The sequence below is a fragment of the Stutzerimonas stutzeri genome (assembly GCF_051028275.1).
GTDB lineage: Bacteria > Pseudomonadota > Gammaproteobacteria > Pseudomonadales > Pseudomonadaceae > Stutzerimonas > Stutzerimonas stutzeri_AS.
The window spans coordinates 1,798,133-1,824,069 of sequence record NZ_CP069269.1; the positions used below are offsets into that span (position 1 = coordinate 1,798,133).

Sequence of the window (25,937 nt, forward strand, 5' to 3'; positions counted from 1 at the left end):
CTAGCTTCATGCTAACCGCATTAAGCTTCAAGTCTTCTGACAATCGGAAAGTGTGCGCAGGTGCAGATGGTCGTCGTGTTGCCCTCGGCTTACTTCCAAGCCTCGTCCTGCATTGCCAGGATGCCGCGAGTGCCTGGCCTTCTTGCTACAATCTGCGCCCGTTTTGCCAGCATCACGAGACCGTCCAGATGAGCGAACCGATCCGCCTTACTCAATACAGCCATGGTGCCGGTTGCGGCTGCAAGATCTCGCCCAAGGTGCTGGACGTGATTCTTGCGGGCAGCGGCGCCCAGCATCTCGATCCGCGTCTTTGGGTCGGCAATGCCTCCCGCGACGATGCCGCCGTGTACGGCATCGACGAACAACGCGGTGTGGTATCAACCACCGATTTCTTCATGCCGATTGTTGATGATCCCTTCGATTTCGGCCGCATCGCCGCCACCAACGCCATCAGTGACATCTACGCCATGGGCGGTGACCCGCTGATGGCTATCGCCATTTTGGGTTGGCCCGTCAATGTACTGCCGCCGGAGGTGGCTCGTGAAGTCATCGCGGGTGGGCGAGCGGTATGCGATACGGCAGGCATTCCGCTGGCCGGTGGGCATTCCATCGACGCGCCCGAGCCTATCTTCGGCCTGGCTGTGACGGGGCTGGTCAACAAGAGCCAGATGAAGCGTAACGACACGGCATCGGTTGGCTGCAAGCTCTACCTGACCAAGCCATTGGGCATAGGCATACTCACCACTGCGGAAAAGCAGGCCAAATTGCGTTCGGAGGACGTGGGGCTGGCGCGCGACTGGATGTGTACCTTGAACTCGCCGGGTAGTCGTTTCGGCAAGCTTTCAGGCGTGCGCGCCATGACCGACGTCACGGGCTTCGGGCTGCTTGGCCACCTGGTGGAAATGGCCGACGGCAGCGGACTGACCGCACGTATCGACTACGCCCGCGTGCCTCGGCTGAAGAGCGTCGAGTATTACCTTGACCAAGGCTGTGTGCCGGGTGGCACCGGCCGCAACTACGAGAGTTACGGTGAACGCATTGCGGCGCTCGATGAACGTCATAAGCAGCTGCTGTGCGATCCGCAAACCAGTGGCGGGTTGCTGGTAGCGGTGGCTCCGGAAGGCGAGGGGGAATTTCTTTCGGTCGCGGCGGAACTTGGGCTTTCGCTCGAGCCGATCGGCGATCTTATCAAGGCCGGCTCGTTTGCGGTCGAGGTCCGTTGATGCGCGGCGATACTGATAACTACCGAGAGTTGTTCCTCAACGATACGCCGATGATGGATGCGCGCGCGCCTGTGGAGTTTTCCAAAGGCGCTTTCCCCGGCGTGGTCAATCTGCCATTGATGAATGACATCGAGCGGCAGAAGGTGGGGACCTGTTACAAGCAACATGGGCAGCAGGCGGCGATCGAACTGGGCCATCGTCTTGTCAGTGGCGCGGTCAAGGCTGAGCGTATTCAGGCGTGGGCAGATTTTGCCAAAAGCAATCCCCACGGCTACATCTATTGCTTCCGGGGCGGGTTGCGCTCCCAACTGGTCCAGCAATGGCTCAAGGCCGAAGCCGGTATCGAATACCCGAGGGTAACCGGCGGCTACAAGGCGATGCGTCACTTCCTGTTGGAGGTGATCGAAAAAGCGGCGGTGCAGGATGACTTCGTTCTGGTCGGCGGCATGACCGGAACCGGCAAAACCGAAGTGCTGGCACGGCTCGACCACGCAGTGGATTTGGAAGGCATCGCCAATCACCGTGGGTCGAGCTTTGGCAAGCGTGCCACGCCCCAACCGGTGCAGATTGATTTTGAGAATATGCTCGCCGTGCGCCTGTTGAAAATGCAGGCTGCCGGCGCCAAACAGTTCGTTCTTGAAGATGAGGCGCGCCTGGTCGGGCGCTGCTCAATTCCGCTGCCCCTGTTTCAGGGCATGCAGCAGTATCCGCTGGTCTGGCTGGAGGACAGCTTGGAAGGGCGGGTCGATCGAATCCTCAAGGATTACGTCGTTGACCTCTGCGCGGAATTCATCGCTGAGCAAGGCGGCAACGGATTTGCTGCCTTCGCCGAGCGTTTGCGGCAAAGCCTGGTCAATATCAGCAAGCGGCTCGGCGGCGAAGGCTACAAACGCCTGGCGGCGATCATGGACCAAGCACTTGCGGAGCAGGCTAACACCGGTGCAGTCGACTTGCATCGTGGCTGGATCGAGGCGTTACTAAAGCAGTATTACGACCCGATGTACGCATACCAGCGGCAAAGCAAGGCGTCTCGAATCGAGTTTGCCGGTGAGCAAGATGCCGTGGTCGAATTTTTGCGCGCTCGAGCTGCGAGCAAGCAAATGTGAGCAGAAATCGAAAACGAGGATGTATCGATGAAAAACATGATCTGTTTGTCGCTGTTGGCGTTGGCGCTGACAGGCTGCGCCGGCAAAACGGCCTATCGGGATAGCTGCGCGTCGCAGTTGAACGCGGCCTGGGAAGAGCAGAGCCTGGCAGAAGCAGAAGGCTTTGCCGGTACCGTGAGTTACTCCAAGGCGATGGCGCTTCTGACCGGAGCCAAGACTCAACAGCAGTTCGAGGCTTATGAAGGCTGCGTCGAAAAAGCCAAAAAGGCGCGCTTCTACCTACGGGAGTCACGCGCTGGGCGCTGATTCCGCTGCACTCCTGTGGCAGCCGCTCTGGCTGCCACATTCAACTCCCGGTTCTGTTCGCCTTTCGGACCGTCTTGTCAGGACATCTCATGCAACTCGACTTTTCCACGCTGGCGCCAATCGACGCCTACCGCTGGCTGGCATCGACCGTCACGCCGAGACCGATTGCCTGGGTCTCGACTTGTTCGATGGACGGCGTTAGCAACCTCGCGCCCTTCAGCTTCTTTCAAGTCATCAGCAGCAATCCGCCGACGCTGCTCATCAACGTCGGCCTCAAAGACGGGCAGCCCAAGGACACAGCCCGCAACGCGCGGGACACTGGCGAACTGGTGGTGCAGCTCGTCAACGCTGAGCAGGCCGAAGCGATGAATGCTTCTGCTGCAGCTTTGCCTCACGGTATAAGCGAATTCGAACACTGTGCAATCGCCAGCGAACCGGCTATCCGAGTCAAGGCGCAGCGAGTGGCTGGCGCACCGGTTGCCTTCGAATGCCGCGTTGCCCAGATCCTGCCGTACCCGGCCGAATCACCCAATTGCCAGCTCATCTTCGCTGAAGTCCTGTTGGCGCATATCGATGACAGCGTGCTCGATGAACGCGGTCGAGTCGATTCGGCGCGGCTCGATCTTGTCGGCCGTCTTGGTGGCGCAACCTATAGCTACACCCGTGAGCGTTTCGATATGCAGCGGCCCTAGTCGCCACAGGATCGTGCGGCTGTCAGATGTTGTGGCCAAACAAGAGGCGCTTACCAGTCAGGCAGGCCAGGACCAAGCGCGAAGTCACAACTTCGTCACAGCGGATTTCCAGCGCTTTGCCTGAGCGCGCCCGGTCAGTAGGATCAGCGCAACCAATAAGGAGAGTCGCATGCGTGCAAGATTGGATGTCTGCCTGGGAGCGGTGAACGAGGTACTGCTCGGCAAGCAATCACAGGTGAAGTTGGCAATGGCGTGCCTGCTGGCTAGAGGTCACCTGTTGGTCGAAGACCTGCCGGGGATGGGCAAGACCACATTGAGCCATGCACTTGCCAAAGTGATGGGGCTCGAATTTCAACGCATCCAGTTCACCTCCGATTTATTGCCTGGCGACATCCTCGGTACCTCTGTCTTCGACAAGGACAGCGGCCAGTTCGTGTTTCACCCAGGCCCAATCTTCGCTGAGCTGGTACTGGCCGACGAGATCAACCGTGCCACGCCGAAAAGCCAGAGCGCCCTGCTCGAAGCCATGGAAGAAGGGCAGGTCACCATCGAGGGCGCGACGCGGCCGTTGCCTGAGCCGTTTTTTGTCATCGCAACGCAGAATCCGGTGAGTTCCGGTGGCACCTTTGCGTTACCTGAATCGCAGCTCGACCGTTTTCTCATGCGTCTGTCGCTGGGGTATCCAGCCAAGGCGGCGGAAAAAGCGCTGCTTCTCGGCGACTCGCGCCGTGACCTACTAACCCGACTTCAACCCCAGCTGGACCGTGCCGGGCTGTCGGCGATTCAAGACGCTGTGAGTGATGTACGCGTCAGCGATGCATTAGTCGATTACGTGCTGCGGCTGGTTGAGGCGACTCGCACGCAGCCACAGTTCGCGTGGGGCTTGTCGCCTCGAGCCAGCCTTGCGCTGTTGGCTGCAGCACGGGCATGGGCCTTTCTCGACGGGCGGGATTACGTCATCCCCGAGGACGTCCAGGCGGTGCTGCCTTCCGTGGTGGGACACCGGTTGCGCGAGCGTGCCGATGCCACAGGCCACGGCGGTGGTGCTCTGGTGCAATGGCTGCTACGCGAAATTCCGGCGCTGTGACGCTGCCTGGTCAGGCCTGAGGGGAGGCGTCCATGCGAGTGCTACCGCGAATACGCGATCGCTGGCTGCTGAAGCGGATCCCCCCAGGCCCGAGCGTGCGCCTCGACCAGCGACGCATTTTCATCATGCCGACCGCTGTCGGTATGACCTATATCCTGGCGTTGCTGTTGATGCTCATCGCAGCGATCAACTACCAGAACAGTCTGGCCTATGCGCTGACCTTCTTGCTTGGGTCGGTATTCGTTGTTGCGATTCTTCATACATGGCGAAATCTGGCGGGCCTGGTGCTGCAGGCAGGCGGTTCTGAACCGGTATTTCTGGATGAGCAGGCGCGTCTGCGGGTGCGTCTGGAAAGCCGAGGGCGTCTCTACCAATCCGTCTCGGTCGGATGGCCCCAAAGTGGTCTGCAACAGGTCGACGTGCCAGCCGGCGGGACCTGCGAACTGGAGCTGAGCCTGCCAACCGAACGACGTGGCTGGTTGCGGCCTGGGCGGTTGCGGGTTGAGAGTCGTTTCCCGCTGGGCATTCTGGTGGCGTGGAGTTGGGTCGATCTGCAGCTATGCACACTGGTTTACCCACGCCCGCTTGAAGGGGATCTGCCGCAGTCTGGAGGGATTGACGAGGGGGAGGACGAAGGGGCCCGCGTGTCTGGTGCCGGCATTGATGACTATCAGGGTTTGCGGCCCTGGCAGCCGGGCGACTCACGAAAACGCCTGAATTGGAAAGCTTTCTCGCGCGGCCAAGGGCTGCTGGTGAAAGACTTCAGTGCGCTGGCCGGAGAGGACCCGTTGCTCGACTTCGACATGCTCGACGGCGATATCGAGTCCCGCTTGTCGCTGCTCTGCTATTGGGTGGTAGAGCTATCGGCGCGTCAGCAACCCTTTGCGCTGCACGTTTCGGGAGCCACCCTTGAGGCGGCAGTTGGCAATGAACATTGCAGCCGCTGTCTGCGTGAATTGGCCCTGTTTGGTCAGCAGGCCGAGGACAAGCGATGAGCACCATTCAGCCCATCCCGCGCAACGGTCTCCTCTGGCTGCTGATCGCTCAGGTGCTGGTGATCCTGCCGCATTTGGGCCATCTGCCGTTGTGGATCATTGGCCTCTGGGTCGGTTGCGCCGCCTGGCGCGTTCAGATTTTCCGCATGCGTGCTCGTTACCCGCGTGCATGGGCCAAGGCCATGCTCATGCTTGGCGCCGCGTTTGGCGTTTATCTGTCGCGCGGTAGCTTGATCGGGCTGGACGCTGGCGTGGTGCTGCTGATTGCTGCGTTCATACTAAAACTGGTTGAAATGCGCAGCAGACGCGATGCGCTGGTGCTGGTCTTCCTGGGCTTTTTTGCTGTCGTCACCAGCTACCTGTTCAACGACAGCTTGCTAGCCGGCGTTTATAGCCTAGCGCCGATCACCGCCTTGCTAGCGGCCATGATCGGCTTGCAGCAGAGTGCTGCGGGTACACATCCATGGCCGACGCTTAGGACAGCCGGCTCATTGCTGCTCCAGGCCATCCCGCTGATGCTGGTGCTTTTCGTCCTGTTTCCGCGCCTGGGGCCCCTCTGGTCTTTGCCACAACCCAAAGACCGCGGTGTAACCGGCTTGGCCGATAGCATGTCGCCGGGCGATATTGCGGAACTGAGCCGCTCGAGCGCGCTTGCGTTTCGTGCCAGCTTCGAAGGCCCCATTCCGGAACGCGACAAACTTTACTGGCGGGCGGTTACCTTTGAACGTTTCGATGGGCGGCGCTGGTCGCAGTCCTTCTTGTCCCAGCTGCCACAGGCGCCGGAATGGTCGCCACGTGGTGCTCCTGTTGAGTACAGCGTTGTCATGCAGCCCAGCGGGCGGCCCTGGCTCTATGCTCTGGATGTGGCACAGCTTGAGTCCGGCGACGCGCGACTGATGGCCGACTTTCACCTGGAGCGGCCCCGCACAGTAGAAAAACCGCTGCTGTACCGGGCGACCTCCTGGCCGCAGGCGCTCCGCGAGCCAAACGCCGGGCCGCAAGTGCTGGGCAGGGCTTTGGAACTCCCGCCTGAAGGCAACTTACGCAGCAGGGCGTGGGCGGCAGACCTGCGCCGTCAGCACCAGACGGCTGAAGCTACGGTGCAGGCGTTGCTCCGCCATTTCAACCAGCAGCCTTATCGCTACACGCTACGTCCGCCACCCGTTGGCGAGGACATCGTCGACGGCTTCCTGTTCGATACCCAGAGCGGATTCTGCATTCATTATGCGGGCGCGATGACTTTCGTGCTGCGTGCCGCCGGCATCCCCGCCCGTGTGGTGGCAGGTTATCAGGGCGGTGAGATCAACCCGTCGGGCAATTATCTGACGGTGCGTCAGTTGGACGCCCATGCCTGGGTAGAATACTGGGATGCAGCTAGCGGTTGGATCAGCGTCGATCCGACTTTTCAGGTCGCGCCCGAGCGAATCGAGCAAGGGCTGGAGGCGGCGCTTGCAACGGAGCAGGACTTGATCCAGGACGCCTTGCTGGATCTTCGGCGTTATCGCGACGTTGGCTGGCTGAACGACTTGCGGTTTGGCTGGGATAGCCTGAATTACGGCTGGCAGCGTTGGGTCCTTAACTACCAGGGCGAACGCCAGCTGGAGGTGTTGCAGGGACTGTTTGGCAAAGCCGACCCGCGCAAGCTCGGATTGCTGACGATCGCGATTGGAGCGCTGCTAATGGCGGTACTGGGACTGCTGCTGCTCAAGCCCTGGCGCCGTGAGCGGGATGCACAGTTACGCCAGTTTCATCGCTTCGAACGGCTGCTAGCACGTCAGGGCATTGCACTAGCGCCAGGCGAGGGCGCACGTGACTTCGCGCAGCGCGCAGCAGAACGGCTGCCAGCCGCAGCGGGTCCTATTTTGGAGTTTGCTCGCCTGTATGAGCATGCACGTTATGCAGGGCAATCGGCCAGCCGGGCTGAGATGAACGCCGCGCTCAGCAGGATTCGGCGTCAGCTGCCATGGCGCACCAGTATCGTCGCGCGCAAGGATGAGGCCGGCAGGGAAGGGCTATAGCTACCCGCAATGACTCGATATCACCGTTCATTGAGCATCGCTCGAGCCCTTGCCAGGGCGATATGATCTATCCAATTAGAACGAGTAGAGGTGGGGAATGAACCTGTCCGAACTGATTCAAGCCGTGCGTGAGACACCCCAGCATGTCGTCGTGCCTGCCAGCTGGGGGCAAGGGCGGGCGGGCTTCGGTGGTTTGGCTGCAGCGCTCGTTTATGAGGCGATGCAGGCACAGGTAGTCGATGACCGCCCGGTGCGGTCGCTGGCCATTACCTTTGTGGGCCCGCTCGCGGTCGATATGCCAGTCAGTTTCGAGGCCGAAGTGCTGCGTGAGGGCAAGGCTGTGAGCCAAGTACTTGGCCGGGCCATCCAGAACGGACAGGTAGTGACGTTGGTGCAGGGCAGCTTCGGCGCCTCGCGTGTGTCTGCCGTTCGGGTCGGGGCTGAACCGGCCCCTGAACTACCACCGGTGGAGAGCTGCCAGGAGTTGCCTTATATCAGCGGTGCTACACCGGAATTTACCCGCCATCTGGCCATGCGCTGGGGGATCGGTGGGTTGCCATTTTCAGGCAACACGTCGCGTCAGATGGGCGGCTGGGTTCGCCTGCGCGACGATGAGGTTAGGGAATCCGTTACCGTTTCGCATCTGCTGGCCCTCGTTGACGCATGGCCTCCAGCCGTATTGCCGCACCTGAAGAGCTTCGCTCCGGGTAGCTCGCTGACCTGGACGATCGAGTTCGTCCAGCCACTGCCCACACTCGACACCCGAGAATGGTGCAGGTACAGGGCCGTGATCGAGCATGCGCAGGACGGTTATGGTCATTGCTCTGCGGCATTGTGGACTGGCAATGGCGAGCTCATCGCAATGAGTCGGCAGACAGTCACCGTCTTTGGCTAGGTTAGAGACAGCTTCGACGAGGAAACACGAGCGAGGGTATGCACTCGCTCGTGCAGCATAGACGGCTAGAGCTTCAGTTGAAGAATCGCCTTACTGAGCTCGCCTGATAGCGATGCCAGCTCGGCGCTGGTATTCGCCGACGCAACCGTCTGCTGTACGGTTTGCTCGGTGACGTCGCGGATGCCGGTGACCGACCGGTTCAGTTCCTCGGCCACTTCGCTCTGCTGCTCTGCTGCCACGGCGATCTGGGTATTGCTGTCACGCATTTGTGCGACGGCAGCAGTGATGGCTTCAAGTGCAACACCTGCCTCGCGCGCTTCCCGTACGCAGTCGTCCGCCTTGATCGAGCTCTCCTGCATGAATTCCACTGCGTCGCGGGTCATGCCCTGTAGCCCGGAAACCATTTGCGTGATTTCGTCGGTCGACACTTGGACGCGTTTGGCCAGACTCCGAACTTCGTCCGCGACCACTGCGAAGCCGCGACCCATTTCACCGGCACGCGCGGCCTCGATTGCGGCGTTAAGGGCCAGCAGGTTGGTTTGTTCAGCGATGCTGTGAATGACGCTGACCACCCCGTTGATTTTCTGGCTGTCTGCAGCGAGCTGCTCGATGGTTTCTGCAGTCTGCTGGACGCCCTGCGACAGGTTGGCTATCGATCGCTCGACTCGTCCGACGACATCCTGACCGCTTCCGGCCAGGCGATCTGCATTCTGCGACTGGTCGCGGGTTTCTTTGGCATGTTCGGCAATATGGTGGACAGTCGCGGTCATCTCATTGATGGCAGTTGCAGCCTGGTCGGTTTCGCTCTGCTGGCCGAGCATGCCATGGCGGACCTCACCCATGCTCGACGCCAGCCGGGCGGCGCCTTCGTCCAGGCGTGTCGCGGCCTGTGCAACGGTGCTGACGATGCGGTGATAACCCGCTTGCATTGCGTTGAACGCAGCCGCCATTTCGCCCACTTCATCGCGGCTATCCAGTGGTACACGCACCGACAGGTCGCCGCTGCGCTCAACGTGCACCATGACGTTCTTGAGTGTATTGAGATGGCTGAGCAGGAAATGGATCAACAACTGCGAAGCCGCTAGAAGCATCAACATCAGCACGGCGACAGCGGCGGCGTAGCTGAAAAGATGCTGTGCAAGAAGTTGGATAACACTGGACGCATGCGCCATTACGGCAATGGTTTCACCGCCCGGTCTGGGTACCAACTGGACTCCAATCACCGGTGTGGTGGCGAGCAGTCGATCGTGCTCGACTTGAACCCAGCCTTGGCGAGCGCTGACAGGATGGCCTTCGATGGCAATGGACTGTCCGGCTTGGAAGGCGCGGATGTCCGGGTGCTGCGGCAACGTTGCGCCTTCAGGCCAGCTCTGCAGCAGTGCGCCGAGTTGCTGCGCATTGGTCTGCGCGGCGTCGCTTCGCGATTGCTGTTCAAGCTGCAGCGCAAAGAGTACCAGCAGTAGCGTAGTGGCAAACGCTACCAGGTTCAGAGCCCAGAACTTGTACTTCAGTGAGAGATCGCGAATCCATAAAGCCATTGCATGCTCTTCTTAGTGTCGATGACCGGAACGGTTCGTTATTCGGCGGCGCCATTATATGAACCCGTTCTGTTAACGGCCGAAAAGTGTCTGGCTTGAACCCGTTACAGTTGTTTCAACGGCTCGATTCGAAAGAAGTCCTGCGCGCAGCGGGTCGTGCTGAGTGCCAGCGCATCTTCGCTTACGCCACGGTGCCGGGCGACTTCACGAAGGACTTCAGGGAGAAACGCTGGCTCGTTCTGGCCACCCTTGGGTTTGGGCCGTAGTGTGCGTGGGAGCAGGTAAGGTGCATCGCTTTCAAGCATCAACCGGGTCGCCGGGATATCCCGAACCAGCGGATGAAGGTGAGTGCCACGGCGCTCATCGCAGATCCAACCGGTAATGCCAATGTGCAGATCGAGATCAAGATACGCATAGAGCGCCCGTTTCTCACCGGTGAAGCAGTGCACAACGGCTGCGCTGAGCTGGTCACGGAACGGACGAAGGATTTCCACCATGCGCTGATCTGCGTCGCGCTCGTGCAAAAACACGGGTAGGCCTGTCTCGACGGCCAGCTGCAGGTGCTCTTCCAGAACGCGCTCCTGCTGAGTGCGGGGTGACAGGTCCCGGTTGAAATCCAGTCCGCATTCACCCACCGCCCGCGCCTCGGTTTCGGTGAGCAGTGCCCTGAGCTGCGCTCCGGTCTCGGAGGTCCATTGTCCGGCGTCGTGGGGGTGAATGCCTGCGGTGCAGAACAGCCGTTTTCCGCTTTCGTCCAGCGCTCGGCATAATTTCAATGCCGCTTCGCTTTCGCTAACGCTGGTGCCCGTCAAGACGAGCTGGGTGACGCCTGTTGCATAGGCGCGTTCCACGACCGCACGGGGATCGCCTGCAAAGGTCGGGTGAGTCAGATTAACGCCGATGTCGACAAGCTGCATGGTCGTCTCGCTTACGAAGTGAAAAGCTAATGTGAAAAATCATCGGTTTGAAAGGAATCTTCAGCGTTCCTTGAGTTGTGATGCTGGCCGCTCATTAGGTAGCTGTGAGAATCTTCGCCGCTTGCCCTGTACTTTGCCTCACCCGAGTCGATAACCCGACATGATCCGACTTCTTCTGTTGCTGTTTAGCGTGCTGGTGCTTGCACCCTGGCCAGCGGTCGCGCGGGTGATGGGGCCGCCCGCCTGGCAGTCTACGGACACCGTACGCGATCTGGCGGAAATACGCCGCAGCGGCGTGCTTAGGGTTCTGGTCAACCAGAGCCGCAACAGTTCTGGAGAGGTCAGGGGCGAAGCCATCGGAGTTGAGTACGTCCGCTTGCGTGCGTTCGAGCAGTTTCTCAACCGGGGTTCAAAGGGACCCCCAATTACTTTGAAGGTGGTGCCCAGAGCCAAAGACCAACTGCTGGGTGCGCTGCAGCGGGGAGAGGGGGATCTGGTTGCGCCAGGAGAACTTTTGCAACAAGGTTCGGCGCGCCGGGTCAGCCGCAGTCGGCCTGTAGTGGGTCAGGTTTCGATGGTGTTGGTGACCCGTCAAGGAAGCGCTCGCTATAACAGTTTTGAGCAGCTGTCCGGACGCAGTTTGGCCTTATCGGCTGGCAGCGCCGCTGGCGCCGCCTTGGATCAGATAAACCGGACCTTGATGCAAGCCGGGCGGTCGCCGATCGTCATCGAGTGGGTCGATCCGACCCTGGCGGTTGAGGACGTGCTGGAGATGGTACAGGCAGGTGTCTATACGGCCACCGTAGTCGAGCAGACGATTGCGGAACGCTGGCAGAAGGTATTGCCCAAACTGCGTATCGAGTCCCAGCTCAAGCTGGGTGATCCTGCCGACATGCATTGGTTTGTGCGAAAAGACGCGGGTATGTTGCGTGCGAGCGTCGATCGTTTCCTGAAGGCTTATAGTGCACCGGATAACCAGGATGCAGCATTTGTTCGGGTCTACCGAAGGCTGTACCGAGTGCAGTATCCGCTAGACCGTACAGGTCGGCAGCGCCTGGAAAAGGTGCGGCCGACCCTGCAGCGGCATGCTGAGAAACAGAATATCGATTGGCTCAACTTGGCAGCGCTGGCGTTCAAGGAGTCGACGCTTAACCCATCCGCACGCGGTGCGTCGGGAGCCACCGGCCTGATGCAGGTGACGCCTGCAACCGCTCGCAGCATGGGCGTAAAAAACATCGGCGAGCTGGACGACAATGTTCTCGCTAGCGCGAAATACCTGGCGAACATTCGCACATCGTTCTTTTCCAGCCCCAGATTGAATGAACGTGAACGCATGGCGTTCGTGCTGGCGGCATACAACCTCGGGCCGCAGCGGGTTCAGAGTCTCCGAGCAGAGGCCCGCCGTCGAGGGCTGAACCCCGATCAGTGGTTCTTCCAGGTCGAGCGGGTTGCGATGTCGACCATGGGCATGGGAGTGGTCAGCTACGTCAATGCGGTTAACAAATATTACCTGGCATACAATCGAGAACGTTATCTGCTCGAGGGCGGGCCACAAAGCGCGTCCAATTGATCAGTCAGCCTTGGCTGTGAGCAGCTGTTCTGCGGCTTCCAGTCGCAAACGCTCGTTTTCATCGAATCGTTCAGTCGAGAGGCGTCCAATCGAAGCGAGTTTGTCGGCGTCACTTAGACCGCGACTAGCTTCGATGCGGATTTTAGCCGCTCTATAGGCTTGGACGCGCTGCTTCCAGTCTTGGCGGCTGCGATCCATCTGTTCAAGGCGAGCGGTCGCGGCAGTGCCGACCAATTGCTGGCGAAGTTCTCGGATCTGCCCTGGAGTCGCGCCCCTGGATTTGAGTTCCAGGGTCTGCTCATGCAGCTCGGCTTGCAGTTGCGGCGCCAAGCTGTCCAGCAATTCGGAGGGTAACCCGCTTTGTAGCTGGTCGATTGCGGCCCCTTTCGCTGCAGCATCCAGACTGCGGTCCTGGCGAATCGCGAGCCGGTCCAACGTGAAGCGGTCCGCTGCTTCTTCCAGTGCGAACAACGCATGGTGCACCTGATCGCCGAAGACCCCGGCGCGCAAGTCTTGAGCGGCCTGCAGCCGTGCGCGCATGGCGTCCAGGCTGGCCGGGTGGTTGTGCTCCTGTTCGAGAACCAGCAACTGCCGCTTATAGTCCAGATACCGACTCAGTAGCGTTAGCGCCTGAGCTTCTGCAGGCTGAGCCAGTTGCTGCTCAATATACTGACGCAGTCGGGTAACGCTTATTTCGACGGTGTTTTCGCCGATGGCAGCCAGGAAATAGTCGAAGACGCGCCGAACCTGTGCATCGATAATGAAGTTGCCGTCGGCGTCGGTTCGCAGCTGGCCATCGACCTGGGTGCCGGCAAACGAGGGCGGCATTCTTTGAAGATCTGCGACTTGACGGTTCAGCTCATCTGAGCGCTGGGCTGCGTTGTCGGCAGGTAGGGCCGAATGGGGCATCTCAGGCGACTTGTCAGTGGTTGCTTGGGCTGGTCCCGGTGCGTCCGGGGTACGCCAGAAGTTCGCGATGCCGATGGTTAGCGCCATCAGAAACAGTGCAGCAAATGATTTCATCTACGGTGTCCTGCGGGATAACCGGGGCGGTTCGCCCCGGTGAAGATCAAAGACCGGCGTTCTTCAAGCGGTTGGCATGTTGGCGATAGACCGTTATCGGGTCGGTCTCGAACAGGCTGGTGAGGCCCAGTACTTGATTGACCTCGTCCAGATGATTCATGCGGTAATTGTCTCGGATGACCCTGCCAAGGTGCGAACTGCATCGCCCGACCAAGCCATCGTTTGGCTCATCGAACGCAAGGGAGCCAGCGCCCATGAGCGTGTCACTGACGTCCAGCGGATTGGTTAGCGGACTGGTTCCGCTCCAGGAGTAATAGCGGACACCATTGACGCTATATGCGCCTTCACCACAAGCACTGGTCGGGATTCCCTGGGAATATTTCGCGTTGAAGCGGGCTGCACCCTCGCTATTGAGCGACTCGAGTGAACCTAAAGAGTTTTGCGGTGCGCTGCTGGAGCTGTCCGACAGGAAATTGATCAGCGCACCCATCCCGTTGACTATCCCGGCGATAATCGCTTCGCCTCCTGAGCCCTCCGGGATTTTGCGGATCAAGTCGGCCACATCCGATCCCTTGTGTGGTGCGCCGACACTCGTGACGGAGGCGATCAGATCCGGTCGCACCGCAGCGACATAACGCACGGTCGGACCGCCGTGGCTGTGGCCGATGAGGTTGACCTTCGACTTTCCACTGATTGCAACGATTTCCTCAACCTGGGCGAGCAATTCTTCTCCCCGTAGCTCCGAGGTGTTGAGCTGACTGACTTCGGTCACGTAAACCTCCGCACCGTCACGCCGTAGCGCTCTCGGGATGCCGTACCAATAGTCGACGCCAAGAAGGCTGTCGAAGCCAAGCATTCCATGTGCGAGGACAATGGGATAACGCGTCTGTGTATAACCGCTGGAGTTGAAAAGGCTTGCGTGTACCTGGCTGGCTAACGTCAAGGAAGCGAGAGAGAAGCTAAGGGAGAGGGAGAGCAGAGTTTTGTTTTTATTCATGGTGCACTCGATCAGTAAGGTGGGCCGGAAGTTGGGCAATCCCTCGCCATCCACCGCGCGCTGCGCGTACTGCAGGTGCAACTAGCGCAGCAATCATGCCAACGGCTGCGTTAGTCAAAGCGTCCGCTCTGGGCAGGGCATATCGGACGCGAGATAAAGATGGGCCGCTTGGTTCGATCGCTTGGCGTGTTACCGGATGAAACAGAGCTTGAGTAGTTAAGTAGAGGTTTGAGCAAGTTGTCGGACGATGACAAGTGTTTCAGTGGAGATCGAGACTGTTCAGTCGGAATTAAACTCCTGGGTCACGGATATTCGATTGAGACGATGTACCATAGCTTCGGTCCGGTCGGAGTCTGAACCTGTACCTCGGCATCGAGTGGCTTACCGACCAGCGCCCGAGCCAGGGGCGAGTCGATGCTGATCAACCCTTGGCGCAAGTCCAGCTCATCAGGCCCAACGATGCGGTAACGCGCCTGTTCGCCATCTTCGTCTTCGATTGTTACCCAAGCGCCAAAGTAGACCTTACCCGGATCGCTGGGTCTTTCTGCAACTACCTTGAGTTTTTCCAGCCTTTTGGTCAAAAAACGTACGCGACTGTCTATTTCGCGCAGCATTTTTTTCCCATAGGTGTACTCGGCGTTCTCCGAACGGTCTCCCTGCGCCGCCGCCTCGCTGACCGCCTGGGTCACTTGGGGACGTCTGACATGCCAAAGCTCGTGCAGCTCGGCTCGCAGCCGCGCCTCGCCTTCGGGCGTGATAAGGGGAGTGCCGGCAGGGCGAGGCGGACGGTAGCGGCTCATGGGTTCTTCCACTCCCGGCGTGGGTTGCGCATTTCAAAGGGTGCCAAAGGTGCTGCCTCGCCCGGTCAGTTTTCACGTAGCACATTCAGAGGACTGGCATTCAATGCTCGCCGCGTGCCCAGCACCCCGGCCGCTCCAACCAGCAGTGCGCCTATCAGGGGTAACAGTAACAGCCATGGGTGAGGCTGCCAGCGAAGATTGAAGACAAAATGATAGAGCAGGGCGCTGACCAGTTCGCAGCCAAGTGCTGCGAGTACACCGCTGGCGGCGCCGAGGATGCCGAACTCGGCGCGTCTGGCTCTGAGCAACAGTTTCCGCTCTGCTCCTAGCGCTCTCAGCAACGCGCCTTGGCGGATGCGTTCGTCCAGGGTTGATTGCAGCCCCGCGAACAGTACGGCCAGGCCTGCCGCAAGCACGAACATCAATACGTATTCAACTGCCAGTGACACCTGAGCCAGGATGCTGCGCAACTGGCTGAGCAACGCTTCGACCTGCAATATCGTCGCGGATGGGAAATCCCGGGCCAATTGCACCAATTCCCGATCTTTGCCTTGAGGGAGATGGAAGCTGGTCATGTAGGTTGCAGGCACGTCCTGCAAGGTCTGCGGCTCGAAAATCATGTAGAAGTTGGGCTGAAAACTATCCCAATTCACTTCACGCAAGCTCGTCACTACGGCGTCACGAGTAAGCCCGCCGACCGTAAAGCTGAGCCGGTCACCCAATCCGACCTGAAGACTCTCGGCCAGCTCAGCTTCCACCGAAACGCCAGGTAGTTCGCCTTTCTTTCCACCCCACCACTGGCCTGCTGTTAACCGATTATCGGACGGCAGCTGCTGTGCCCAGGTCAGGCTCAGGTCGCGCTGAATTGCACGTTCACCTCGGCTTTCCTTGCTTACCAACTGGCGAACCGGTTCGCCGTTGATCGCGACAAGGCGGCCCGGCACTACCGGATACAACGGGGCGGCATAATCAGAAAGAGCCTCAATGCGCGCGGCGAAAGCGTCCCGGTCAGCAGGTAGGACATTCAATACGAAGTGGTTGGGTGCATCCTCAGGCAGCTGGTCCTGCCAGGTATCGAGCAGTTCGCCGCGCAACAAGGCAATCAGCGCCATCGCGAGCAATATCAGGCCGAACGCCAGCGATTGCCCGGCAGCAGCGAGCGGATGCCGGAGGAGTTGCCTAAGCCCCAGCCGCCATGTCAACGATGCGCCCGATAGCAGGCGACGCAGCCCCTTCAAGGCTAACAAGAGCAGTCCGCCGAGAATGACAGTGGCGAGCAGCCCGCCGCCTAGCAGCGCGACGGTGATCTTTAGATCAAGGCTGAGCCTCCACATGATCAAACCAAGGGCGATAACGGCAGCCCCGTAAACCAGCCAGGAGCTTGGCGGGATCGGTAGCATGTCGCGGCGCAGAACCCGCAGCGGTGGCACGCGTCCCAGCGCGGCGAGGGGCGGTAAGGCGAAACCGGCCAGCGCAACCAGACCCGTTGCGATCCCCGCGAGGGCCGGCCACAGCGTGGCCGGAGGCACTTCGCTGACCACGAGGTTTCGCAGCAGGAAGAACAACCCGTGCTGCGCCGCCCAGCCGAGCAAGGCGCCAGCCAAACTGGCAGCCAGGCCCAGGTAGGCCAGTTGCAACGTATACAGCGCCAGCGCTTCGCGGCGCGACAGCCCCAGACAGCGCAAGAGCGCACTGGCATCGAAGCGACGTGCTGCAAAGCGTACTGCTGACAGAGCCACTGCCACGCCTGCAAGCAGCACGGCGGCCAAGCTGGCGAGGTTCAGGTAGCGCTCGGCGCGCCCCAGCGCCCCGCCGATCTGGCGGTTGCCATCTTTTGCCGTCTCGATGCGTTGATGGGGCTGAAGCTCAGCTTTGATGGCCTCTTGATAAGCAGACAACTGCCCGGGCGAGCCGCGCCAGAGCTCTCGATAGCGCACGCGGCTGCCAGGCTGTACTACGCCGGTCGCGTCGAGATCGTCCAGATGCATCAGGACACGTGGGGTCAAACTGTAAAAATCGCCGACACGATCAGGTTCGTAGGTCAACACGCGGGTCAGGCGTAACGGCTTGTTGCCTACCTCGATCTGATCGCCGATTTGCAGGTTCAAAGCGGCAAACAGTCGGGCTTCGGCCCAGGCTTCGCCCGGCAGGGGGCCTGGTCCGGGCTGTTCTGGCTGGTATGGTGCGGCTGCGCTGCGAAGCTCGCCGCGCAAGGGGTAGTTATCGTCGGCGGCCTTGACACTGGTTAGCTGCAGGTTGTCTTCCGTTGCGACAACGCTCGAGAATTCCACCACCTGAGCGTGTTCTAGTTTTAGGTCCTTTCCCGCTTCGATCTGCTGAGGTTCAGCGGGCGCGCTGCCGCGTAGCACCAGATCTGCACCCAGAAACTCGGTCGCGCGCAGCATCATGGCGTCGTTCAGGCGTGCGCCGAAATATCCGATGGCAGTGCTGGCCGCAACGGCAATCAACAGCGCGAAGAACAGGACGCGCAGCTCACCGGCGCGCGCGTCGCGCAACAGCTGGCGCAGCGCCAGCGAAGCCAGTCGGCCAAAGGGTGCCTGTCTCATCGGCTCTGCTCGTCCAGCAGCTGACGGCCGCCCTCGAGGCGCAGCAAGCGCTGGCAGCGTGTTGCGAGTCGCTCGTCATGGGTGACCAGCACCAGTGTCGTGCCGCGCTCCCTGTTGAGTTCGAACAGCAGCTCAGTGATGGTTGCGCCTGTGTGGCTGTCGAGGTTGCCGGTTGGCTCGTCGGCAAAGAGCACCGCAGGTTCTGCGGCAAATGCCCGAGCGACAGCGACGCGCTGCTGTTCACCGCCCGACAATTGCCTCGGATAGTGGTGCAGGCGAGCCCCCAGCCCGACTCGGTCAAGCAACGCGTTGGCTTTCGCCTGTGCGTCACGGCGACCGTGCAGTTCCAGCGGCAGCATGACGTTTTCCAGCGCATTGAGGCTGTCCAGCAATTGGAAAGACTGGAAAACGAAGCCGACGTGTTCGGCCCGCACACGTGCCCGCTGGTCTTCGTCTAGTGCGCCGAGCAGATGACCGGCGAGATGCACTTCGCCAGAGCTGGGCAGGTCCAGGCCGGCTAATAAGCCGAGTAGCGTCGATTTGCCTGAGCCCGATGTGCCGACAATTGCCAGGCTGTCGCCTTTGTCGAGGCTTAACGAGACATCATCCAGTATGACCAGCTCGCCTTCCGCGCTGGGTACCGCTTTGCTAAGGTTCCGGGCGTAAAGAATGCTGGCGCTCATGGAGATTCCGATGCGAGATTGGCTGAGAAGTGGGGTCCTGGTGTTGCTGTGCTGGGCTCAAGGCGCGATGGCAGGAACGGTATTGGTGGTCGGCGATAGTATCAGCGCCGCTTTCGGGCTGGAAACCAGTGAGGGCTGGGTGCATATGCTGCAGCAACGCCTTGATACAGAGAAATACGATTATCGCGTTGTGAACGCCTCCATCAGTGGCGACACCAGTAGCGGTGGCCTGGCAAGGCTGCCCGCACTGCTTGAGGAATACGATCCGGAAGTTGTGGTTATCGAGCTTGGGGGCAATGATGGACTGCGGGGTCAGCCGCCAGCGCAGCTGAACCGGAATCTCGCGGCCATGGTCGAGTTATCGCGCGAGGCGGATGCGGAGGTGGTACTGCTCGGTATGCGGTTGCCACCAAACCTGGGACAACGTTATACGAGCGCTTTTGCCCAGGCGTTCGACTCCCTTGCTGATGAGCGGGACCTACCATACGTGCCGTTTTTGCTCGAAGGTGTCGGCGGGGTTGAGGGGATGATGCAGGCGGATGGCATCCATCCCACAGCAGGCGCCCAGCAAAGGCTCCTGGACAACGTCTGGCCGGTGCTTGAGCCCTTGCTTTGAGCGGCGCGCGCGGCTACTGTCGCGCCCCACGAATCGGAGCCTCAGATGCCGCGCCCAGCCTGGACCCTTTTTGCCTATCGCCTCATTGTTCCCGACGAGCAGTTCGACCTGTTTGCCTGTCGCGAAAATCGGCTGCACCTGGCATTACGGCAACTCGAGTTGAGCGGGCAGGTTGATCGCACGCTCTGTGGTGGTTTCCTTCCGGCGCGCCCGCGCTGGAGAGACATCGAACGGACGGTTTTGAAAGATCGGCGTCTCTGTCCTGCCTGCCGCGATGCCCTAAGCGCGCAGCGTAAAGGCCTTCCGTCTGCCGTCAGCGCCTGGTAACTCCGCGCCCGTCAACGCTTCGAGTACAATCGCGGGTAACACGAACACTTTTCCAAAGGAATTCCCTGAATGCTCTCGCGTGCGTTTGCAGTCGCAACCAGTGTGTCATTCGCAGCTTTATTTTCGGCCGGTCAGTCTGTTGCGCTTGAGTTACCTCTGCCTCCAGAGGGAGAGGACGTGGTTGGCCAGATTCAGGTGATCAAAGCCAAGTACGAAGATACATTTGCGGCGCTTGGTGAAACGCATGACCTGGGTTACCTGGAGCTGGTTGCGGCCAATCCCGGTGTGGACCCCTGGTTGCCGGGGGAGGGAACCGACATCATCTTGCCGACGCGTTACATCCTCCCGCCCGGCCCGCGTGAAGGGATCGTGATCAATCTGGCCGAGTACCGACTTTACTATTATCCGCAGGGCCAGAACGTCGTTCATACCTTTCCGCTCGGCATCGGGCGCGAGGGTTGGGGCTCCCCGGTAGGCAATACACACATTACGGCAATGATCAGCAATCCGGCGTGGTACCCACCGCAGTCTATCCGCGACGAGCACGCGGCCGAAGGCGACCCTTTGCCAAAGGTCGTACCTCCAGGGCCGGACAATCCGCTTGGTCCCTATAAGATGAGCTTGGCTCTGCCCGGTTATCTAATTCATGGGTCGAACAAAAAATTTGGCATTGGCATGCGGGTGAGCCATGGCTGTTTCAGAATGCTCAATCACAACGTGCTCGAGCTGGCTGGACTGGTAAAGGTCGGAACGCCGGTACGCATCATCGATGAGCCTTATAAATTTGGTGTAAGCCAAGGCAAGGTGTACCTGGAAGCTCACACCCCTCTGCAGGACGAAGACAAGCACATGACGTTGATGGATAAGCATGCCGTGGTCATCAACACGCTGTTGAAGCGAGACGAAACGGCAGGCGTACTGCAGCTGGATTGGGAGATGGTTCGAGACATCATTGCTGGAGAGGATGGCTTACCGATCCAGATCGCCGAGCAAGGGCAGGCGCTGGCTAACCATGAGGAGCCTGTTTTCTAGTTCGGCCGATATTGTGACGTCCACAAAAAAGCCGACCTGATTGCAGGTCGGCTTTTTTCGTCGCCTGAAGCTTTACTTGCGGCTGGCGCGTTCCAGCATACGCAGCGCACGCTCGTTGGCTTCGTCAGCAGTTTGCTGGGCCTTCTGAGCAGCCTGCAGAGCCTCGTCGGCGCGGCTGTACGCTTCATCAGCACGAGCCTGAGCGCGGGCAGCGGAGTCTTCGGTCGCGGTCAGGCGAGCTTCGCTTTCTTTGGTCATGCTGTTGCTGCAACCAGTAGCCAGAACTGCGGCGAAAGCCAGAGCAGAAAATTTCAGAACGTTGTTCATCGTGTTCCCCTTAAGGATGAAATCCATGGCAACTTCCGTTATGGAAAGTTGGCGCGCACATACTACCGATTAGTTGCGCTAAGTAAACTGAGCCAGGCAGCTGCTAATGCAATTTTTCTGCATGCTCATATCGTTGTACGGTTTTCGCTAGCCAGGCTGATCGAAAAATCATCAAAGCCAGCCGCCGCACTCGAAACATGGACCGTCAGAAGATGCGAAAAGTTGCAGCTGGCATGACGTCTGCCAATGGATCGCATTCTGTTTGCCTACCGCGCGCAGCAGCGATATTAGAATTGAAGCCAAGTCTTCTCTGGCGGTAGCATGCTCCGTCCAGCTAACAATAAGAACTTGGAAGGCGTGCGGGTAGCGCACGTAACTTCCTACTAAGGCAGGTCCAGCCTGCACAGGAGGCGAGATGACCGACAAGCTAACTATTCATCATGATCGAACGAGCCACCAGTTCGAGACCACGGTGGACGGCAATCGCGCTTACCTGGCTTATGTTGATCTTGGGAAACAAACCTTGGATATCTACCGGACCTTCGTCCCCGACGCGCTTCGCGGCCGGGGCGTCGCGGCCGTTCTGACGCAGCACGCGCTGGATTACGCCGCTCGGGAAGGCTATACGGTTATTCCGTCCTGTTCGTATGTGGAGTGGTATATCGAGCGGCAGAGTTCCACCGGTGACGTCGACAAGGAATAAAAAAACGCCGCAAGCGGCGTTTTTCTAGACTAGGGGGCGTCAGTTGCGTACGCGCTTCGGCAATACGTCCTTCAGCTTTTTATGCATACCCAGAATGGCTTTTTCGGTAGCGTCCCAGTCGATACAGGCGTCTGTGACCGAGACGCCATACTTCAGATCGTTGAGGTCTTTTGGAATGGGCTGGTTACCCCAGCCTAGATGGCTTTCAACCATCAGGCCGACAATCGAGTTGTTGCCCTCGATGATCTGATTGGCCACGTTATCCATCACCAGAGGTTGCAGGGCAGGATCCTTGTTTGAATTTGCATGGCTGCAGTCCACCATAATGTTGGGTTTGATCCCAGCCTTGTTCAATTCCTGCTCACATACCGCCACACTCACCGAATCATAGTTCGGCTTGCCGTTACCGCCTCGCAGCACTACGTGACCGTAGGCGTTACCTTTCGTTGTGACGATGGAAACACCGCCGGACTGGTTGATACCGAGGAATCGATGCGGGCTGGAAACCGATTGCAGCGCGTTAATTGCAACTGTCAGGCTGCCATCGGTGCCATTCTTGAAGCCCACCGAGGACGACAGGCCCGAAGCCATTTCACGGTGCGTTTGAGATTCCGTGGTGCGCGCACCAATTGCCGACCAGCTGATCAGGTCTTGCAGATATTGCGGTGAGATGGGGTCCAGCGCTTCGGTAGCGGTTGGCAGGCCCATCTCTGCAAGATCCAGCAGCAATTGCCGGCCGATCCGCAGGCCGTCCTGGATCTTAAACGAGTCGTCCATGTAAGGATCGTTGATCAAGCCTTTCCAGCCGACCGTTGTGCGGGGCTTCTCGAAGTAAACCCGCATGACCAGGAACAAGCTGTCGGAGACGCTCTCGGCCAGTTGCTTGAGGCGTTCGGCATATTCATGCGCGGCTTTGAGGTCGTGGATGGAGCAGGGACCTACCACGACAAACAGGCGATGATCCTTGCCGTCCAGAATGTTACGTACTACCTGGCGCCCTTCGGAGACGGTTTTCAACGCGGTACCGGTCAGCGGTATCTCACGCTTCAACTGCTCCGGCGTGATGAGTGTCTCGTTAGAGGAAACGTTTAGGTCATCAATCGGTAAATCAGCCATCGTGTTCTCGTCAAGGTCACAGTACCGTCCGCCAACCAATCCCGGTGCGGCGGAGCAGAGCTATAGAGGCGCAGCGGGAGCGGAACCTTATCGCGTATTGCGTCACCTCGACAATGACCTTGAGGTCGTAACACGACCCCAATATCGACGGCAGTTATCGAGTTTGATCTGACTGCGCGGCCTCTGTGCGCTGGACGGGGACGCTGATAAGGTGGCTGATTTTAGCGTGCCCTTGCGGGACCCCCGTCGATCTGCAGCTGGAGTAGCTTGTATGACCTTACCCAAACCCCGAATCGGAATCATCGGCTCTGGCGCCATTGGCGGCTTCTACGGGTTGATGTTGGCCCGAGCTGGCTACGACGTGCATTTTCTGTTGCGTAGCGAGTACGAGGCGGTCAAACAGAATGGCTTGCAGGTGAACAGCACTGTGCATGGTTCGTTGCACTTGGATTCGGTGCAGGCCTACCGCAGCGCAGCGGACATGCCCAAATGCGATTGGCTGCTGATCGGTGCGAAAAGCACCAGTAATGCAGAGCTGGCCCCTTTGATCGTCGAGGCGGCAACGGAAGATGCAAAGGTCGTTGTGTTACAGAACGGTCTGGGAGTAGAGACCGACCTGCGTCAGATGCTTCCAGACTACCTTCACTTGCTTGGTGGGCTCTGCTTCATCTGTGTGCACCGCTCGGCATTGGGTGTCATAGAGCACCAGGCGCTTGGTGGCGTAAACATCGGCTACCATTCGGGGCCGACTGAACACTCGGAACAGCAGCATGCACTGGTTGAGCAGGGCGTAGCGATGTTCCGTGCGGTGGGAGTCGATTCCAATCCAGCCGCCAATCTTGACCAGGCTCGCTGGCAGAAATTAGTGTGGAATCTGCCTTATAACGGGCTTTCAGTGTTGCTCAATGCGGGAACTGAAGCCTTGATGGCTGACCCGGACAGCCGGGGGCTGATCAGATCGATCATGCTGGAAGCCTGCGGTGCCGCTGCCGCCTGTGGCCATCCGCTGCCTGATGGGCTAGTGGATCGCATGTTGGCTGTCACTGACCACATGCCTAACTACCTGCCTAGCATGTATCACGATCATGCGAACGGGCGTCCGATGGAACTCGATGCAATCTACGCTGCGACACTTGCCGCGGCGGCAGGTGTTGGGTTTGCCATGCCAAAGACCGAAGCTCTTAATCAAATGCTGCGTTTTCTCTCGGCTCACAACCGCTAACAAAGTCATCGTCACGGGTGGTGACTCCGTCCGATAATCGGTCCGTTGCGGCTGCTAAGCTTGTTCAGAGCGAGGAGATGTCCGCTCGAGCGTTGAGCTGTGCGGAGATAAGCGAGGCGGCGGGTGTGTCCGGGGTCCGGGCAGACCATACGGAAATGACCTAGACTTCCATCGCTGTGGTGCACAAAGTTATAAACAATGGTGGCGTACGGGCGCCATTGGCCTTTGAGGGATCTCTATGAAGCTTCAGCAACTGCGTTACATCTGGGAAGTAGCGCACCACGACCTCAATGTCTCGGCAACAGCGCAAAGCCTGTTCACCTCGCAGCCCGGTATCAGCAAGCAGATTCGGTTGTTGGAAGACGAGTTGGGCGTAGAGGTCTTCGCGCGAAGCGGTAAGCATCTGACCAGGGTCACCCCCGCTGGTGAACGCATCATCGTCACCGCCGGAGAAATTCTGCGCAAATGTGAAAGCATCAAACAGATTGCCCAGGAGTTCTCCAACGAAAAGCGCGGCACCTTGAGTATCGCGACCACCCATACCCAGGCACGCTACGCGTTGCCGCCCGTCATCAGTGCTTTCATCAAGCAGTACCCCGACGTCTCGCTGCATATGCATCAGGGCACACCGATGCAGATCGCGGAAATGGCGGCTGACGGAACCGTGGATTTCGCCATTGCAACAGAGGGGCTGGAACTGTTCGGCGACCTTGTGATGATGCCGTGCTACCGGTGGAATCGCTGCGTTGTCGTCCCGCAGGGGCATCCCTTGGCGAAGCTCGACAAACTGACCCTGGATGCCCTGGCAGAATACCCGATCGTTACTTACGTTTTCGGCTTTACGGGGCGTTCCAAGCTTGATGAAGCGTTCAGCCATCGCGGACTCTCGCCGAAGGTCGTCTTCACCGCGGCGGACGCCGACGTCATCAAGACTTACGTGAGGTTGGGGCTGGGGGTTGGGATCGTTGCGCGGATGGCGGTGGATGCCAAGCTCGACCCTGATCTCGTGGTACTCGATGCTAGCGAGCTATTCGAGTCCAGCGTTACCAAGATCGGCTTCCGGCGCGGCACCTTCCTGCGTGGTTTCATGTGCGACTTCATCGAGACCTTCGCACCCCACCTTGATCGGGAGATGATCGAAAAGGCCGTTCATTGCCGCAACAAGGTTGAGCTGGATGATCTCTTTGCAGATGTAGATCTGCCGACATTCTAGGTCAGCAGTTTCGATCGAAACTTCGGCTACGAGCATGATCAGATTCGCTCGTAGCCTTTCGCATGCTGCGCTTGGTCAGGCTTTTGCAATCAGATTGCCAGCGTGTAAGCCACACTCTTTCTGCGTTGCCTCTTCCCACCACCAGCGACCTTCACGTTCGTGTTGGTTAGGCAGCACGGGGCGGGTGCAGGGTTCGCAGCCGATGCTGATAAAGCCGCGCTCGTGCAGGCTGTTGTAGGGCACTTCGAGCATGCGGATGTAGGCCCAGACCTCTTCGCTGGTCATTTGCGCTAATGGGTTAAACTTGTACAGCGTGTGATCAGGCGTCGAGAACGCGCCGTCGAGTTCCAATACCGAAACCTGTCCACGGGTGCCTGGGCTTTGATCACGTCGCTGGCCTGTCGCCCATGCCCGGACGTTCGACAACTTTCGTCGCAGTGGCTCGATTTTGCGGATGCCGCAGCATTCGCCATGACCGTCGCGGTAGAAGCTGAACAGTCCCTTTTCGTTGACCATCGGCTGCAGCAACGCAGGATCCGGCGTCATGATCTCGATTGGAATGCCATAGTGCTCACGGACCTGCTCAATGAAGCGATAGGTTTCGCTATGCAGGCGTCCAGTATCCAGGCTGAACACCTTGACGTTCTTGTTCAGCTTCCAGGCCATGTCGACGAGGACAACGTCTTCTGCACCACTGAAAGATACCCACAGGTCGTCACCAAATAGGTCAAATGCGAGCTTGAGGATGTCTTGCGGAGATTTGCTGGCGTAAGCGGCAGCCAGTTCGGCTACATCGATAGTTTGGCTCATCAGGCGGCTTCCTTGGTTGGCGCTTGGCGCGCTCTGCTGGCCGCGGATGTTATCAAACACTCTTTATTACGCTAAATAACGTTTCGGGTGAGAGGCCCATGCTTTCCGGAATAAGCGTCGCGTTGCTTCACTGGGCCCTTGCCGTTAGAGTGCC

At 59.3% G+C, this 25,937-nt stretch carries 25 protein-coding genes; 15 read left to right on the forward strand and 10 right to left on the reverse strand.

The window, feature by feature from the left end:
• The first annotated feature begins 188 nt into the window (after positions 1-188).
• From selD to JQR87_RS08370, 8 genes are all read left to right on the forward strand, one after another.
• Entirely contained in the window at positions 189-1,223 is a 1,035-nt protein-coding gene (selD, locus tag JQR87_RS08335; protein WP_407291004.1) for a selenide, water dikinase SelD, read from the forward strand.
• Positions 1,223-2,329: a tRNA 2-selenouridine(34) synthase MnmH gene (gene mnmH / locus JQR87_RS08340; protein ID WP_407291003.1), complete on the forward strand. Its 1,107-nt coding sequence runs from the start codon at positions 1,223-1,225 to the stop codon at positions 2,327-2,329. The genes selD and mnmH overlap by 1 nt, the downstream gene beginning before the upstream one ends.
• A gap of 27 nt (positions 2,330-2,356) precedes the next feature.
• The gene (locus tag JQR87_RS08345; protein WP_407291001.1) at positions 2,357-2,635 is read left to right on the forward strand and encodes a hypothetical protein; all 279 of its coding nucleotides are present in this window, start codon (positions 2,357-2,359) and stop codon (positions 2,633-2,635) included.
• An 89-nt stretch (positions 2,636-2,724) separates the two neighbouring features.
• The gene (locus tag JQR87_RS08350) at positions 2,725-3,327 is read left to right on the forward strand and encodes a flavin reductase family protein (protein ID WP_407290999.1); all 603 of its coding nucleotides are present in this window, start codon (positions 2,725-2,727) and stop codon (positions 3,325-3,327) included.
• A gap of 169 nt (positions 3,328-3,496) precedes the next feature.
• A complete protein-coding gene (locus JQR87_RS08355; protein ID WP_407290997.1) occupies positions 3,497-4,414 on the forward strand; it encodes an AAA family ATPase in 918 nt (305 codons plus the stop codon).
• Between the two features lie 32 nt (positions 4,415-4,446).
• Positions 4,447-5,409, forward strand: a complete 963-nt coding sequence (locus tag JQR87_RS08360) for a DUF58 domain-containing protein (protein ID WP_407290996.1) — start codon at positions 4,447-4,449, stop codon at positions 5,407-5,409.
• A complete protein-coding gene (locus JQR87_RS08365; protein WP_407290995.1) occupies positions 5,406-7,427 on the forward strand; it encodes a transglutaminase TgpA family protein in 2,022 nt (673 codons plus the stop codon). The genes JQR87_RS08360 and JQR87_RS08365 overlap by 4 nt, the downstream gene beginning before the upstream one ends.
• Before the next feature lie 97 nt (positions 7,428-7,524).
• Positions 7,525-8,322: an acyl-CoA thioesterase gene (locus JQR87_RS08370; RefSeq protein WP_407290993.1), complete on the forward strand. Its 798-nt coding sequence runs from the start codon at positions 7,525-7,527 to the stop codon at positions 8,320-8,322.
• A gap of 65 nt (positions 8,323-8,387) precedes the next feature.
• Here the strand turns inward: JQR87_RS08370 and JQR87_RS08375 are convergent, their stop codons facing one another.
• Both JQR87_RS08375 and JQR87_RS08380 read right to left on the reverse strand, forming a co-directional pair.
• Positions 8,388-9,860, reverse strand: coding sequence for a methyl-accepting chemotaxis protein (locus JQR87_RS08375; RefSeq protein WP_407290991.1), 1,473 nt, complete (start codon positions 9,858-9,860; stop codon positions 8,388-8,390).
• A 104-nt stretch (positions 9,861-9,964) separates the two neighbouring features.
• Positions 9,965-10,777: a TatD family hydrolase gene (locus JQR87_RS08380; protein WP_407290989.1), complete on the reverse strand. Its 813-nt coding sequence runs from the start codon at positions 10,775-10,777 to the stop codon at positions 9,965-9,967.
• A 160-nt stretch (positions 10,778-10,937) separates the two neighbouring features.
• Here JQR87_RS08380 and JQR87_RS08385 point away from each other — a divergent pair, with 160 nt between their 5' ends.
• Complete coding sequence (locus JQR87_RS08385; RefSeq protein ID WP_407290987.1) at positions 10,938-12,347, forward strand: transglycosylase SLT domain-containing protein; 1,410 nt, start codon at positions 10,938-10,940, stop codon at positions 12,345-12,347.
• On the opposite strand, the gene JQR87_RS08390 is transcribed toward JQR87_RS08385, so the two are convergent.
• From JQR87_RS08390 to JQR87_RS08410, 5 genes are all read right to left on the reverse strand, one after another.
• Positions 12,348-13,370: a lipase secretion chaperone gene (locus JQR87_RS08390; RefSeq protein ID WP_407290985.1), complete on the reverse strand. Its 1,023-nt coding sequence runs from the start codon at positions 13,368-13,370 to the stop codon at positions 12,348-12,350.
• A 46-nt stretch (positions 13,371-13,416) separates the two neighbouring features.
• Entirely contained in the window at positions 13,417-14,367 is a 951-nt protein-coding gene (locus tag JQR87_RS08395; protein ID WP_407290984.1) for a triacylglycerol lipase, read from the reverse strand.
• 302 nt (positions 14,368-14,669) lie between these two features.
• The gene (gene greB / locus JQR87_RS08400) at positions 14,670-15,167 is read right to left on the reverse strand and encodes a transcription elongation factor GreB (protein ID WP_407290982.1); all 498 of its coding nucleotides are present in this window, start codon (positions 15,165-15,167) and stop codon (positions 14,670-14,672) included.
• A 65-nt stretch (positions 15,168-15,232) separates the two neighbouring features.
• Positions 15,233-17,734: an ABC transporter permease gene (locus tag JQR87_RS08405; protein ID WP_407290981.1), complete on the reverse strand. Its 2,502-nt coding sequence runs from the start codon at positions 17,732-17,734 to the stop codon at positions 15,233-15,235.
• Positions 17,731-18,417 carry an ABC transporter ATP-binding protein gene (locus JQR87_RS08410; protein ID WP_407290979.1) on the reverse strand — a complete coding sequence of 229 codons (687 nt, stop codon included), beginning with the start codon at positions 18,415-18,417 and terminating at the stop codon, positions 17,731-17,733. Before JQR87_RS08410 ends, JQR87_RS08405 begins: the two co-directional genes overlap by 4 nt.
• 10 nt (positions 18,418-18,427) lie before the next feature.
• Between JQR87_RS08410 and JQR87_RS08415 the strand changes: the two genes are divergently transcribed.
• The 3 genes from JQR87_RS08415 to JQR87_RS08425 all read left to right on the forward strand — a co-directional run bounded on the left by JQR87_RS08415 (position 18,428) and on the right by JQR87_RS08425 (position 20,392).
• Positions 18,428-19,033: an arylesterase gene (locus tag JQR87_RS08415; protein WP_407290977.1), complete on the forward strand. Its 606-nt coding sequence runs from the start codon at positions 18,428-18,430 to the stop codon at positions 19,031-19,033.
• A gap of 45 nt (positions 19,034-19,078) precedes the next feature.
• A complete protein-coding gene (locus JQR87_RS08420; protein WP_407290975.1) occupies positions 19,079-19,360 on the forward strand; it encodes a hypothetical protein in 282 nt (93 codons plus the stop codon).
• A 69-nt stretch (positions 19,361-19,429) separates the two neighbouring features.
• Positions 19,430-20,392, forward strand: a complete 963-nt coding sequence (locus JQR87_RS08425) for a L,D-transpeptidase family protein (protein ID WP_407290973.1) — start codon at positions 19,430-19,432, stop codon at positions 20,390-20,392.
• 72 nt (positions 20,393-20,464) lie between these two features.
• Here JQR87_RS08425 and JQR87_RS08430 read toward each other — a convergent pair whose 3' ends face one another.
• On the reverse strand, positions 20,465-20,719 hold the full coding sequence (locus JQR87_RS08430; RefSeq protein WP_407290971.1) for an Lpp/OprI family alanine-zipper lipoprotein: 255 nt from the start codon (positions 20,717-20,719) through the stop codon (positions 20,465-20,467).
• Between the two features lie 415 nt (positions 20,720-21,134).
• Here JQR87_RS08430 and JQR87_RS08435 point away from each other — a divergent pair, with 415 nt between their 5' ends.
• Entirely contained in the window at positions 21,135-21,422 is a 288-nt protein-coding gene (locus JQR87_RS08435) for a GNAT family N-acetyltransferase (RefSeq protein WP_407290970.1), read from the forward strand.
• Positions 21,423-21,461: 39 nt separating this feature from the next.
• Here the strand turns inward: JQR87_RS08435 and JQR87_RS08440 are convergent, their stop codons facing one another.
• Entirely contained in the window at positions 21,462-22,538 is a 1,077-nt protein-coding gene (locus JQR87_RS08440; RefSeq protein ID WP_407290968.1) for a 3-deoxy-7-phosphoheptulonate synthase, read from the reverse strand.
• A 271-nt stretch (positions 22,539-22,809) separates the two neighbouring features.
• Here JQR87_RS08440 and JQR87_RS08445 point away from each other — a divergent pair, with 271 nt between their 5' ends.
• On the forward strand, positions 22,810-23,760 hold the full coding sequence (locus tag JQR87_RS08445) for a putative 2-dehydropantoate 2-reductase (RefSeq protein WP_407290965.1): 951 nt from the start codon (positions 22,810-22,812) through the stop codon (positions 23,758-23,760).
• A gap of 238 nt (positions 23,761-23,998) precedes the next feature.
• Positions 23,999-24,973: an HTH-type transcriptional regulator CysB gene (cysB, locus tag JQR87_RS08450; protein ID WP_407290963.1), complete on the forward strand. Its 975-nt coding sequence runs from the start codon at positions 23,999-24,001 to the stop codon at positions 24,971-24,973.
• 75 nt (positions 24,974-25,048) lie between these two features.
• Here the strand turns inward: cysB and JQR87_RS08455 are convergent, their stop codons facing one another.
• On the reverse strand, positions 25,049-25,783 hold the full coding sequence (locus JQR87_RS08455) for a phosphoadenylyl-sulfate reductase (RefSeq protein ID WP_407290961.1): 735 nt from the start codon (positions 25,781-25,783) through the stop codon (positions 25,049-25,051).
• Between the last annotated feature and the right edge of the window lie 154 nt (positions 25,784-25,937).

Bases quoted from the DNA above. Each gene is read 5' to 3' on its own strand.
- JQR87_RS08455 (WP_407290961.1), bottom strand. From the start codon at position 25,783: ATGAGCCAAACTATCGATGTAGCCGAACTGGCTGCCGCTTACGCCAGC.
- JQR87_RS08350 (WP_407290999.1), top strand. From the start codon at position 2,725: ATGCAACTCGACTTTTCCACGCTGGCGCCAATCGACGCCTACCGCTGG.
- JQR87_RS08410 (WP_407290979.1), bottom strand. From the start codon at position 18,417: ATGAGCGCCAGCATTCTTTACGCCCGGAACCTTAGCAAAGCGGTACCC.
- JQR87_RS08390 (WP_407290985.1), bottom strand. From the start codon at position 13,370: ATGAAATCATTTGCTGCACTGTTTCTGATGGCGCTAACCATCGGCATC.
- JQR87_RS08375 (WP_407290991.1), bottom strand. From the start codon at position 9,860: ATGGCTTTATGGATTCGCGATCTCTCACTGAAGTACAAGTTCTGGGCT.
- JQR87_RS08385 (WP_407290987.1), top strand. From the start codon at position 10,938: ATGATCCGACTTCTTCTGTTGCTGTTTAGCGTGCTGGTGCTTGCACCC.
- JQR87_RS08365 (WP_407290995.1), top strand. From the start codon at position 5,406: ATGAGCACCATTCAGCCCATCCCGCGCAACGGTCTCCTCTGGCTGCTG.
- cysB (WP_407290963.1), top strand. From the start codon at position 23,999: ATGAAGCTTCAGCAACTGCGTTACATCTGGGAAGTAGCGCACCACGAC.
- selD (WP_407291004.1), top strand. From the start codon at position 189: ATGAGCGAACCGATCCGCCTTACTCAATACAGCCATGGTGCCGGTTGC.
- JQR87_RS08370 (WP_407290993.1), top strand. From the start codon at position 7,525: ATGAACCTGTCCGAACTGATTCAAGCCGTGCGTGAGACACCCCAGCAT.
- JQR87_RS08425 (WP_407290973.1), top strand. From the start codon at position 19,430: ATGCTCTCGCGTGCGTTTGCAGTCGCAACCAGTGTGTCATTCGCAGCT.
- JQR87_RS08430 (WP_407290971.1), bottom strand. From the start codon at position 20,719: ATGAACAACGTTCTGAAATTTTCTGCTCTGGCTTTCGCCGCAGTTCTG.
- JQR87_RS08395 (WP_407290984.1), bottom strand. From the start codon at position 14,367: ATGAATAAAAACAAAACTCTGCTCTCCCTCTCCCTTAGCTTCTCTCTC.
- JQR87_RS08355 (WP_407290997.1), top strand. From the start codon at position 3,497: ATGCGTGCAAGATTGGATGTCTGCCTGGGAGCGGTGAACGAGGTACTG.
- JQR87_RS08345 (WP_407291001.1), top strand. From the start codon at position 2,357: ATGAAAAACATGATCTGTTTGTCGCTGTTGGCGTTGGCGCTGACAGGC.
- JQR87_RS08415 (WP_407290977.1), top strand. From the start codon at position 18,428: ATGCGAGATTGGCTGAGAAGTGGGGTCCTGGTGTTGCTGTGCTGGGCT.
- JQR87_RS08440 (WP_407290968.1), bottom strand. From the start codon at position 22,538: ATGGCTGATTTACCGATTGATGACCTAAACGTTTCCTCTAACGAGACA.
- JQR87_RS08445 (WP_407290965.1), top strand. From the start codon at position 22,810: ATGACCTTACCCAAACCCCGAATCGGAATCATCGGCTCTGGCGCCATT.
- greB (WP_407290982.1), bottom strand. From the start codon at position 15,167: ATGAGCCGCTACCGTCCGCCTCGCCCTGCCGGCACTCCCCTTATCACG.
- JQR87_RS08380 (WP_407290989.1), bottom strand. From the start codon at position 10,777: ATGCAGCTTGTCGACATCGGCGTTAATCTGACTCACCCGACCTTTGCA.
- JQR87_RS08435 (WP_407290970.1), top strand. From the start codon at position 21,135: ATGACCGACAAGCTAACTATTCATCATGATCGAACGAGCCACCAGTTC.
- mnmH (WP_407291003.1), top strand. From the start codon at position 1,223: ATGCGCGGCGATACTGATAACTACCGAGAGTTGTTCCTCAACGATACG.
- JQR87_RS08420 (WP_407290975.1), top strand. From the start codon at position 19,079: ATGCCGCGCCCAGCCTGGACCCTTTTTGCCTATCGCCTCATTGTTCCC.
- JQR87_RS08405 (WP_407290981.1), bottom strand. From the start codon at position 17,734: ATGAGACAGGCACCCTTTGGCCGACTGGCTTCGCTGGCGCTGCGCCAG.
- JQR87_RS08360 (WP_407290996.1), top strand. From the start codon at position 4,447: ATGCGAGTGCTACCGCGAATACGCGATCGCTGGCTGCTGAAGCGGATC.